Genomic DNA, 11519 nt, shown 5'->3' with positions numbered 1-11519 from the left:
CATTTACTGTCTGTGGAATTTCAATAGTATTATTATGGACGGCGACATTATTTATAAAATATACCACCTTAATGGATACTTCCTTTTCTTTACTAAGGTAAACTCTTCTCGTAATTCTATCGTCACATTTATTATTTGCATATAAAGCTATATCTATAAAATGTTTATGTATTTTCCTGTCCGTTTCCTTCGTGATTTTTCCTGATGGTAAACTATCATAAATTCTTTTCATTTTCTGAATCAAACCTATCACTTTTTCATGATCATCCATCTTGAAAAGAGAGAGGGCTTTATTGTCAATTAACGTGTTTTTATGATGTTTGCTGTAATTATATGATTTTGTTTTCTTTGTATGTGATGAACTTGTGAAAGAGTGGTTATCGTTAATCTGGCAAAGAGAGAAAAACATATTATTTAAACCATTATAGCGCATAAAATATCCTTATAATTAACAAGAAAGAAAAGGCATATTCTCTGCATTATCATTTTCTACGACTGTCAAAAATCGCTCATTTTTTAATGAGTTTATTTGTTTAATATTATGGGAAAAGGTGATGCATGCTGGAGAGGAAGAGTATTCCCCGGTCAGGCGACCGGGGAAGGGGAGAGATTAATGTGCGCGGCCTTGCTCAACGCCAAAGCCGGTCTGGGAGCGGATAAACTGTGCACGGAACAGTTCACGCTCGCGCGCACCTTCCGCTGAGTTATCGGTTGCCGAGAAGAACCAGATGCCGAGGAATGCCACGCTGATAGAGAACAGCGCCGGGTATTCATACGGGAAGATGGCTTTTTCGTGACCAAGGATCTGTACCCAAATCGTCGGGCCGAGGATCATCAGTACCACTGCGGTAATCAGCCCCAGCCAGCCACCCATCATCGCGCCACGAGTGGTCAGTTTCGACCAGTACATAGAAAGCAGAATGATCGGGAAGTTACAGCTCGCTGCGATGGCAAACGCCAGGCCTACCATGAAGGCGATGTTCTGATTCTCAAACAGCACGCCGAGGATAATGGCAATCACACCTAAAATCAGCACGGTGATTTTCGATACCCGCAGTTCTTCACGTTCGGTCGCGCCTTTTTTGAAGACGTTAGCGTACAGGTCATGCGAAACCGCTGATGCGCCCGCCAGCGTCAGACCAGCAACCACCGCAAGAATGGTGGCAAAAGCAACCGCTGAAATAAAACCGAGGAACAGGTTGCCGCCCACTGCATTCGCCAGGTGAACGGCCGCCATGTTGTTACCACCAATCAGATGGCCCGCCGCGTCTTTATATTCCGGATTCGCACCAACCAGCATGATCGCGCCGAAGCCGATAATAAAGGTCAGAATATAGAAGTAGCCCATAAATCCGGTGGCGTAGAACACGCTCTTACGTGCTTCGCGGGCATCGCTGACTGTAAAGAAGCGCATCAGAATGTGCGGCAAGCCCGCCGTACCAAACATCAGTCCCAGACCCAGAGAGAGCGCGGAGATCGGATCTTTCACCAGCCCGCCCGGCTTCATGATGTCGACACCTTTCGGGTGTACCGCCATCGCTTCACTGAACAGATTGTTGAAGCTAAAGCCGACGTGTTTCATCACCATAAAGGCCATAAAGCTGGCACCGAACAGCAACAGCACGGCTTTGATAATCTGTACCCAAGTGGTCGCCAGCATGCCGCCGAACAGGACGTACATCATCATCAGCACGCCGACCAGCACCACCGCAATGTGATAGTTAAGGCCAAACAGCAGCTCGATCAGTTTACCTGCGCCCACCATCTGGGCGATAAGGTAAAGCGCCACCACCACCAGAGAACCACAGGCCGAAAGAATACGAATCGGCCCTTGTTTCAGACGGTAAGAGGCCACATCGGCAAAGGTGTAGCGCCCCAGGTTACGCAGACGTTCGGCAATCAGGAACAAAATGATCGGCCAGCCCACCAGGAAGCCCAGCGAGTAAATTAAGCCGTCATAGCCGGAGGTAAACACCAGCGCGGAGATCCCCAAGAATGAGGCGGCGGACATATAGTCCCCGGCAATCGCCAGCCCGTTCTGGAAGCCAGTGATATTGCCGCCTGCGGTGTAGTAGTCGCTACGAGAACGTACGCGTTTTGATGCCCAGTAGGTAATGCCGAGCGTAAACACGACGAAAATCAGGAACATAATAATCGCCTGCCAGTTCGTTGGCTGGCGCTCTACGGCCCCGCTAATAGCATCCGCGGCGTTAGCTGCGAAAGGGAGTGTGGCGGCAAGCGCCGTCAGAACTCTTTTCATGATGCTTGTACCTCATGCAGGACTTCATTATTAAGACGGTCGAATTCGCCGTTCGCCCGCCAGATGTAGATACCGGTGAGAACAAAGGAGATCACAATCACTCCAACACCAATTGGAATACCGCGTGTGACGCTGGTGTTCGGATTCAGCGGCGTGCCCAGCCAGCCGGGCGCGAAGGCGATCAGTAAAATAAAGCCGATATAAACTGCCAGCATAATAATCGACAGGATGGTGGCAAACCGTTGCCGTTTTTCGACTAACTCCCTGAAATGCGCATTGTCTTCTATCCGCTGATAAATAGTGCCATTCATCACAGATTCTCCAGAGGTAATGTAGGGATTGTTTTAATTCCCGCTCCCTTATGGGAGAAGGTTAACGCTCGGGTAACCCTTGCCGAATGTAGGCCGGATAAGGCGTTTACGCCGCATCCGGCAATCAATGCCTGATGCGACGCTGTCGCGTCTTATCAGGCCTACAAACCGTTACCGACTCGCATCCGGCAATTGTGGGTTACGATGGCATCGCGATAGCCTGCTTCTCTTCAAGCAGCTTCTCGACTACGCCAGGATCGGCAAGCGTCGAGGTATCGCCCAGGTTGCTGGTATCGCCCGCCGCAATTTTGCGCAGAATACGGCGCATAATTTTGCCGGAGCGGGTTTTAGGCAGGGAGTCGGTCCAGTGCAGCACGTCTGGCGTCGCCAGCGGGCCAATCTCTTTACGCACCCAGTTGCGGACTTCTGCGTACAGTTCTGGTGACGGTTCCTCCCCGTGATTAAGCGTGACGTAGGCGTAGATCGCCTGACCTTTAATATTGTGCGGAATACCTACTACGGCGGCTTCGGCAATCTTCGGATGCGCCACCAGCGCCGACTCAATCTCTGCCGTCCCCAGACGGTGACCGGAGACGTTCAGCACGTCGTCCACACGCCCGGTGATCCAGTAATAGCCATCTTCATCGCGACGCGCGCCGTCGCCGCTGAAATACATATTTTTGAAGGTGGAGAAGTAGGTCTGTTCAAAACGTTCGTGATCGCCAAACAGCGTACGCGCCTGACCCGGCCAGGAGTCGGTGATCACCAGGCTGCCTTCGGTAGCGCCTTCCAGCGGGTTACCTTCGTTATCGACCAGCGCCGGTTGCACGCCGAAGAACGGACGTGTTGCCGAACCGGCTTTCAGCTCGGTAGCGCCAGGCAGCGGCGTGATCATGAAACCGCCAGTTTCGGTCTGCCACCAGGTATCGACCACCGGACATTTCTCGTTGCCGATTTTTTTCCAGTACCACTCCCACGCTTCCGGGTTAATTGGCTCGCCCACGGAACCGAGAATGCGCAGCGACGAACGGTCGGTGCCTTCGATCGCTTTATCGCCTTCCGCCATCAGCGCGCGGATCGCCGTGGGTGCGGTATAGAGAATATTGACCTGATGCTTGTCCACCACCTGCGCCATACGGGCAGGCGTCGGCCAGTTGGGTACGCCTTCAAACATCAGCGTGGTCGCACCGCAGGCCAGCGGGCCGTACAGCAAGTAACTGTGTCCGGTCACCCAGCCCACATCGGCGGTGCACCAGTAGATATCACCCGGATGATAATCAAAGACATATTTAAAGGTCAGCGCCGCGTACACCAGATAACCGCCGGTAGTATGCAGCACACCTTTTGGCTTACCGGTAGAACCGGAGGTGTAGAGAATAAACAGCGGATCTTCGGCGTTCATCTCTTCCGCCTGGTGCTGATCGCTCGCTTGCTCAACCAGGTCGTGCCACCACAGGTCGCGCCCTTCCTGCCAGTCAATTTTCCCGCCAGTACGCTTCAGTACCACCACATGCTCTACGCTGGTGACGTTCGGGTTTTTCAGCGCGTCATCAACGTTTTTCTTCAGCGGAATACTGCGCCCGGCACGCACACCTTCGTCGGAAGTGATCACCAGTCGTGAGTTGGAATCAATAATGCGCCCGGCAACGGCTTCCGGCGAGAAGCCGCCGAAAATCACCGAATGCACCGCGCCAATGCGGGCGCAGGCCAGCATCGCAACCGCGGCTTCCGGCACCATCGGCATATAAATCGCCACCACATCACCTTTTTTAATGCCCAGCTCGAGCAGGGTATTGGCGAAGCGGCAGACGTCGCGGTGCAGCTCTTTATAGCTGATATGTTTGCTCTGGCTGGCGTCGTCGCCTTCCCAGATGATGGCGGTGCGATCGCCGTTTTCTTGCAGATGGCGGTCAAGGCAGTTTGCCGCCAGATTCAGCGTGCCGTCCTCGTACCATTTAATGGACACATTACCGGGGGCAAAGGAGGTGTTTTTCACCTTCTGGTAAGGTTTGATCCAGTCAAGAATTTTTCCCTGTTCGCCCCAGAAGGTATCAGGTACGTTAATAGATTGTTGATACATCGCCTCGTACTGCTGAGGGTTTATCAGGCAACGGTCTGCGATGTTGGCAGGAATGGTGTGTTTGTGAATTTGGCTCATGCTTTTGTTCTCCTTGTAGGATGTTAATAATATGTGGCATAAGCGTTAAATGTAGGGGTATTGGCAGTTTTGTTTAGTATTTGGGCGACAGATCACGCAAAAGTAGAATTGTGCAAATAAACGGCAGGGTAATTTTTGAAGGTCAGCAACAAAAGTTGATTAATTCTTTGAGGAACATGCAGTTATGCATGCTGTTGAAAAAGAGGAAGATACTGACTAACTCTAAAGTGGTATTTTACATGCACTTACAATTGATTAAAGACAACATTCACAGTGTGGTTATTTGTTACACATAGGGGCGAGCAATGTCATGACAGTGTAGGTGCGGTTACTGTCGTGAAAAACAATAAAAACCGCCATTGCAACAATGGCGCAATTCGGATGAAGCCCCTATGACAAGGATAAAAATAAACGCACGCCGTATCTTCAGCTTATTGATTCCTTTTTTCTTTTTCACTTCTGTTCACGCTGAACAAACGGCTGCTCCCGCAAAACCTGTAACTGTGGAAGCGAAGAATGAAACCTTTGCCCCGCAGCATCCCGATCAATATCTCTCCTGGAAAGCCACCTCGGAACAGTCAGAGCGTGTTGACGCCCTGGCGGAAGATCCACGGCTGGTGATCCTGTGGGCGGGGTATCCCTTCTCGCGCGATTACAACAAGCCGCGTGGACATGCCTTTGCTGTGACCGATGTGCGTGAAACCCTGCGTACCGGTGCGCCGAAAAACGCTGAAGATGGTCCGCTACCGATGGCATGCTGGAGTTGTAAAAGCCCTGATGTGGCGAGTCTGATCCAGAAAGACGGCGAAGATGGCTACTTCCACGGTAAATGGGCGCGCGGCGGCCCGGAAATCGTCAACAACTTAGGTTGTGCCGACTGCCATAACACCGCCTCACCAGAGTTCGCCAAAGGCAAACCGGAGTTAACCCTTTCCCGTCCGTATGCGGCTCGCGCGATGGAAGCCATTGGTAAACCTTTTGAGAAAGCCGGACGTTTCGACCAGCAATCGATGGTTTGCGGTCAGTGCCATGTGGAGTATTACTTCGACGGCAAAAACAAAGCGGTTAAATTCCCGTGGGATGACGGCATGAAAGTCGAAAATATGGAGCAGTATTACGACAAAATTGCCTTCTCTGACTGGACTAACTCCCTGTCGAAAACGCCAATGCTGAAAGCGCAGCACCCGGAATATGAAACCTGGACAGCGGGCATTCACGGTAAAAACAACGTGACCTGTATCGACTGCCATATGCCAAAAGTGCAGAACGCCGAAGGCAAACTCTACACCGACCATAAAATTGGTAATCCGTTTGATAACTTCGCCCAGACTTGTGCGAACTGCCATACCCAGGACAAAGCTGCCTTGCAAAAAGTGGTCGCGGAACGTAAGCAGTCGATTAACGACCTGAAAATCAAGGTTGAAGATCAACTGGTTCACGCTCACTTCGAAGCGAAAGCAGCGCTGGATGCAGGCGCGACGGAAGCTGAAATGAAGCCAATTCAGGACGATATCCGTCATGCCCAGTGGCGCTGGGATCTGGCAATCGCTTCCCACGGCATTCATATGCACGCACCGGAAGAAGGTTTACGGATGCTCGGTACGGCGATGGATAAAGCGGCGGATGCACGCACCAAACTGGCGCGCCTGCTGGCGACCAAAGGCATCACCCATGAAATCCAGATCCCGGATATCTCGACCAAAGAGAAAGCCCAGCAGGCCATTGGCCTGAACATGGAACAAATCAAGGCCGAGAAGCAGGACTTCATCAAAACGGTGATCCCGCAGTGGGAAGAACAGGCACGTAAAAATGGTCTGTTAAGCCAATAACCCAGTTCCGCCTCGCAAGGGGCGGAAAACACAATGGAGTGAATATGAGCGTATTACGTTCGTTATTAACTGCTGGGGTGCTGGCGTCGGGCCTGTTGTGGAGCCTGAACGGAATTACCGCTACCCCTGCGGCGCAGGCATCTGGTGATCGCTACGAAGTTACCCAGCAGCGTAACCCGGATGCCGCCTGTCTGGACTGTCATAAGCCAGATATCGAAGGTATGCATGGCAAACATGCTTCCGTTATCAACCCGAATAACAAACTGCCGGTCACCTGCACCAACTGTCACGGCCAGCCATCACCGCAACACCGCGAAGGGGTGAAAGATGTGATGCGCTTTAACGAGCCGATGTACAAGGTCGGAGAGCAGAACAGCGTCTGTATGTCCTGTCATCTGCCGGAACAGTTGCAAAAAGCGTTCTGGCCGCACGATGTCCACGTAACCAAAGTGGCGTGCGCCAGCTGCCATTCCCTGCATCCACAGCAAGATACGATGCAGACGTTAAGTGACAAAGGACGGATTAAGATTTGCGTCGATTGCCACAGCGATCAGCGCACCAATCCGAACTTTAACCCGGCGTCTGTTCCGTTGCTTAAGGAGCAGCCATGACCTGGTCTCGTCGCCAGTTTCTCACCGGCGTCGGCGTGCTGGCAACCGTCAGCGGCACCGCAGGGCGCGTGGTGGCGAAAACGTTGAATATCAATGGGGTGCGTTACGGCATGGTGCATGACGAGTCGTTATGCATCGGCTGTACCGCCTGTATGGATGCTTGTCGGGAAGTGAACAAGGTGCCGGAAGGCGTCTCGCGCCTGATGATTATTCGTAGCGAGCCGCAGGGCGAATTTCCTGATGTGAAATATCGCTTCTTCCGTAAGTCTTGCCAGCACTGCGATCATGCGCCGTGCGTTGACGTCTGCCCGACCGGTGCGTCTTTTCGTGATGCCGCTAGCGGGATTGTCGATGTTAATCCTGATCTCTGCGTCGGTTGTCAGTACTGCATCGCCGCCTGTCCGTACCGCGTGCGCTTTATCCATCCGGTCACGAAGACGGCGGACAAATGCGATTTCTGCCGTAAGACCAATTTGCAGGCCGATAAGCTGCCCGCGTGCGTTGAGGCTTGCCCGACGAAGGCGCTGACGTTTGGCAATCTGGACGATCCTAACAGTGAGATTTCGCAACTGCTGCGCCAGAAGCCTACTTACCGCTACAAGCTGGCGCTGGGAACCAAACCGAAGCTGTACCGCGTACCGTTTAAATACGGGGAGGTGAGCCAATGACGCAGACTTCCGCATTTCATTTTGAATCGCTGGTGTGGGACTGGCCGATTGCCATCTACCTGTTTTTGATTGGTATTTCTGCCGGTCTGGTGACGCTGGCCGTGCTGTTACGTCGCTTCTACCCGCAGGCGGGCGGTGCAGACAGCACGTTGCTGCGCACCACGCTGATTGTCGGACCTGGCGCGGTGATCCTCGGTCTGTTGATCCTCGTCTTCCACCTGACAAGACCGTGGACCTTCTGGAAGCTGATGTTCCACTACAGTTTTACCTCGGTGATGTCGATGGGGGTGATGCTGTTTCAGCTCTACATGGTGGTGCTGGTGCTGTGGCTGGCGAAAATCTTTGAACATGATTTGCTTGCCCTGCAACAACGCTGGTTGCCGAAGCTGGGGATCGTGCAAAAGGTTCTGAGCCTGCTGACGCCCGTTCATCGCGGACTGGAAACGCTGATGCTGGTGTTGGCGGTGCTGCTGGGGGCTTATACCGGCTTTCTGCTGTCGGCGCTGAAATCGTATCCGTTCCTCAATAACCCGATCCTGCCGGTGCTGTTCCTCTTCTCCGGCATCTCGTCCGGTGTGGCGGTAGCGCTGATCGCCATGGCGATACGCCAACGCAAAAATCCGCATTCCACGGAAGCGCACTTTGTTCACCGTATGGAAATCCCTGTGGTATGGGGTGAAATCTTCCTGCTGGTGGCGTTTTTTGTCGGTCTGGCCCTGGGCGATGACGGTAAAGTGCGTGCGCTGGTGGCGGCATTAGGTGGCGGTTTCTGGACGTGGTGGTTCTGGCTTGGTGTCGCCGGGCTGGGGCTGATTGTGCCAATGCTGCTCAAACCGTGGGTCAATCGCAGTTCCGGCATTCCTGCCGTGCTGGCGGCGTGTGGGGCCAGTCTGGTCGGCGTGTTGATGCTGCGCTTTTTCATTCTCTACGCCGGACAGTTGACGGTGGCGTAAGCCAGAAAAGAGGTGGTTTCTGGACGTATTCCTTCCTGAAGTCGGTTTTCTGGCGTTGTTGTTAAGTCTCGGGGTCAACGTGTTGACCCCGTTGACGGCCTTCGCGGGAGTGCGGTTGCGCTGGCCTGCCATGATGCGACTCACTTGCATCGGCATTCTGGCACAGTTCGCGCTCCTGCTGCTCGCCTTTGGCGTACTGACGTATTGTTTTCTCATCAGCGATTTCTCGGTCATTTATGTCGCGCAACATAGCTATAGCCTGCTGTCGTGGGAACTCAAGCTGGCAGCGGTGTGGGGCGGCCATGAAGGTTCGCTGCTGCTTTGGGTGCTGCTGCTTTCCGCCTGGAGCGCGCTGTTTGCCTGGCATTATCGGCAGCAAACCGATCCGCTATTTCCGCTGACGCTAGCCGTTTTATCTCTCATGCTCGCCGCACTGCTACTGTTTGTAGTGCTGTGGTCCGATCCCTTCGTGCGGATATTTCCACCAGCAATCGAAGGCCGCGATCTCAATCCGATGCTGCAACATCCCGGTCTTATCTTTCATCCACCGCTGCTTTACCTTGGCTATGGCGGTTTGATGGTGGCGGCGAGCGTGGCGCTGGCGAGTTTACTGCGCGGCGAGTTTGATGGTGCCTGCGCCAGAATTTGTTGGCGCTGGGCACTACCTGGCTGGAGCGCATTAACGGCGGGGATCATCCTCGGTTCCTGGTGGGCCTATTGCGAACTGGGCTGGGGCGGCTGGTGGTTCTGGGATCCGGTGGAAAACGCCTCTTTATTACCCTGGCTTTCTGCCACTGCGCTGCTGCACAGTTTGTCCCTGACACGCCAGCGGGAGATTTTCCGCCACTGGTCGCTGTTGCTGGCGATAGTAACTCTGATGCTGTCGCTACTGGGTACCTTAATTGTCCGTTCTGGCATTCTGGTTTCGGTTCATGCGTTCGCACTGGATAACGTCCGCGCCGTGCCGTTGTTCAGCCTGTTTGCACTGATTAGCCTTGCGTCTCTGGCTCTGTATGGCTGGCGAGCGCGGGACGGTGGCCCGGTGGTGCGTTTTTCGGGGTTATCGCGGGAAATGTTAATCCTCGCTACGCTGTTGCTGTTTTGCGCAGTGCTACTGATCGTGCTGGTGGGAACGCTTTATCCGATGATTTACGGTCTGCTGGGCTGGGGACGCCTCTCCGTTGGCGCGCCGTATTTTAACCGCGCGACGTTACCGTTTGGCCTGTTGATGCTGGTGGTGATTGTGCTGGCGACGTTTGTCTCTGGCAAACGCGTGCAGCTTCCGGCGCTGGTAGCTCATGCGGGCGTGCTGTTATTTGCCGCTGGGATCGTGGTTTCCAGCGTCAGCCGTCAGGAGATCAGCCTGAATTTACAGCCGGGTCAGCAGGTGACGCTGGCAGGATACACCTTCCGTTTTGAGCGCCTCGATCTGCAAGCCAAAGGCAATTACACCAGCGAAAAAGCGATAGTGGCACTGTTTGACCATCAGCAACGCATTGGTGAACTGATGCCGGAGCGGCGTTTTTACGAAGCACGTCGTCAGCAAATGATGGAACCGTCAATTCGCTGGAACGGCATCCATGACTGGTATGCGGTCATGGGTGAAAAAACCGGAGCGGATCGTTACGCTTTTCGCTTGTATGTACAAAGCGGTGTGCGCTGGATCTGGGGGGGAGGATTGTTGATGATTGCGGGCGCATTGTTAAGCGGATGGCGGGGGAGGAAGCGCGATGAATAAAGGACTTCTCACGCTACTGCTGTTATTTACCTGTTTTGCGCGCGCTCAGGTCGTAGACACCTGGCAATTCGCCAATCCGCAACAACAGCAACAGGCGTTAAATATTGCCAGCCAGTTACGTTGTCCGCAGTGCCAGAATCAAAACTTACTGGAATCCAACGCGCCGGTGGCAGTCAGTATGCGCCATCAGGTTTACAGCATGGTGGCGGAGGGGAAGAACGAAGTCGAAATCATTGGCTGGATGACCGAACGCTACGGAGATTTTGTTCGCTATAACCCACCGTTAACGGGTCAGACGCTGGTGTTGTGGGCGCTGCCAGTGGTGTTGTTACTGCTGATGGCACTGATCCTCTGGCGAGTGAGGGCGAAGCGATGAAAGAGCCCAAAATACCGGTGAAAATGCTGACAACACTCACGATTTTGATGGTATTTCTCTGTGTCGGCAGTTATCTGTTAAGTCCAAAATGGCAGGCGGTACATGCGGAATATCAGCGTCAGCGCGATCCGCTACATCAGTTTGCCAGCCAGCAAACCCCGGAAGCGCAGCTTCAGGCATTGCAGGATAAAATCCGCGCTAATCCACAAAACAGCGAACAATGGGCGTTACTGGGCGAGTACTATCTGTGGCAAAACGATTACAGCAATTCGCTGCTGGCGTACCGTCAGGCGTTGCAACTACGTGGTGAGAACGCTGAACTGTATGCGGCGCTGGCGACGGTGCTTTATTACCAGGCCAGCCAGCATATGACCGCCCAGACTCGCGCAATGATCGACAAAGCCCTCGCGCTGGACTCTAACGAAATCACCGCTCTGATGCTGCTGGCTTCCGATGCGTTTATGCAGGCGAATTACGCGCAAGCCATCGAACTATGGCAAAAAGTGATGGATCTCAACTCACCCCGGATCAACCGGACACAGCTGGTCGAGTCGATTAATATGGCGAAATTGTTGCAGCGGAGATCAGATTAATCATCTGGTGATGAAGATTATG

General features: G+C 53.4%; 10 protein-coding genes and 1 pseudogene. 7 read left to right on the top strand and 4 right to left on the bottom strand.

The window, feature by feature from the left end; all coding sequences use genetic code 11:
• The 4 genes and pseudogenes from E0D98_RS16975 to acs form a co-directional block, all read right to left on the bottom strand.
• Positions 1 to 433 (bottom strand): annotated as a pseudogene (locus tag E0D98_RS16975) (pentapeptide repeat-containing protein); the annotation flags it as partial.
• A 177-nt stretch (positions 434 to 610) separates the two neighbouring features.
• Positions 611 to 2260 (bottom strand): cation/acetate symporter ActP, encoded by a 1650-nt coding sequence (gene actP / locus E0D98_RS16970; RefSeq protein WP_000832572.1) that lies wholly within the window; start codon positions 2258 to 2260, stop codon positions 611 to 613.
• Positions 2257 to 2571 (bottom strand): DUF485 domain-containing protein, encoded by a 315-nt coding sequence (locus E0D98_RS16965; RefSeq protein ID WP_001014565.1) that lies wholly within the window; start codon positions 2569 to 2571, stop codon positions 2257 to 2259. Before E0D98_RS16965 ends, actP begins: the two co-directional genes overlap by 4 nt.
• 199 nt (positions 2572 to 2770) lie before the next feature.
• The gene (gene acs, locus E0D98_RS16960) at positions 2771 to 4729 is read right to left on the bottom strand and encodes an acetate--CoA ligase (RefSeq protein ID WP_000078239.1); all 1959 of its coding nucleotides are present in this window, start codon (positions 4727 to 4729) and stop codon (positions 2771 to 2773) included.
• Between the two features lie 392 nt (positions 4730 to 5121).
• Between acs and nrfA the strand changes: the two genes are divergently transcribed.
• Genes nrfA through nrfG form a run of 7 tightly spaced genes read left to right on the top strand, consistent with a single transcriptional unit; the run spans position 5122 to position 11497 of the window.
• Positions 5122 to 6558: an ammonia-forming nitrite reductase cytochrome c552 subunit gene (gene nrfA, locus E0D98_RS16955; RefSeq protein ID WP_047086388.1), complete on the top strand. Its 1437-nt coding sequence runs from the start codon at positions 5122 to 5124 to the stop codon at positions 6556 to 6558.
• A 44-nt stretch (positions 6559 to 6602) separates the two neighbouring features.
• The gene (nrfB, locus tag E0D98_RS16950) at positions 6603 to 7169 is read left to right on the top strand and encodes a cytochrome c nitrite reductase pentaheme subunit (protein ID WP_001298875.1); all 567 of its coding nucleotides are present in this window, start codon (positions 6603 to 6605) and stop codon (positions 7167 to 7169) included.
• The gene (nrfC, locus tag E0D98_RS16945; protein WP_047086389.1) at positions 7166 to 7837 is read left to right on the top strand and encodes a cytochrome c nitrite reductase Fe-S protein; all 672 of its coding nucleotides are present in this window, start codon (positions 7166 to 7168) and stop codon (positions 7835 to 7837) included. Before nrfB ends, nrfC begins: the two co-directional genes overlap by 4 nt.
• Complete coding sequence (nrfD, locus tag E0D98_RS16940; protein WP_000195178.1) at positions 7834 to 8790, top strand: cytochrome c nitrite reductase subunit NrfD; 957 nt, start codon at positions 7834 to 7836, stop codon at positions 8788 to 8790. Before nrfC ends, nrfD begins: the two co-directional genes overlap by 4 nt.
• Before the next feature lie 19 nt (positions 8791 to 8809).
• Positions 8810 to 10528 (top strand): heme lyase CcmF/NrfE family subunit, encoded by a 1719-nt coding sequence (locus E0D98_RS16935; RefSeq protein ID WP_071524619.1) that lies wholly within the window; start codon positions 8810 to 8812, stop codon positions 10526 to 10528.
• A complete protein-coding gene (nrfF, locus tag E0D98_RS16930) occupies positions 10521 to 10904 on the top strand; it encodes a heme lyase NrfEFG subunit NrfF (protein ID WP_001032546.1) in 384 nt (127 codons plus the stop codon). The genes E0D98_RS16935 and nrfF overlap by 8 nt, the downstream gene beginning before the upstream one ends.
• Positions 10901 to 11497, top strand: coding sequence for a heme lyase NrfEFG subunit NrfG (nrfG, locus tag E0D98_RS16925; protein WP_000662608.1), 597 nt, complete (start codon positions 10901 to 10903; stop codon positions 11495 to 11497). The genes nrfF and nrfG overlap by 4 nt, the downstream gene beginning before the upstream one ends.
• Positions 11498 to 11519: the final 22 nt, after the last annotated feature.

The sequence above is a fragment of the Escherichia sp. KCJ4928 genome (assembly GCF_004352695.1).
Lineage (GTDB): Bacteria > Pseudomonadota > Gammaproteobacteria > Enterobacterales > Enterobacteriaceae > ECMA0423.
Note: the sequence above shows the minus strand (reverse complement) of the source record. Positions and strands in the feature narration are given on the sequence as shown.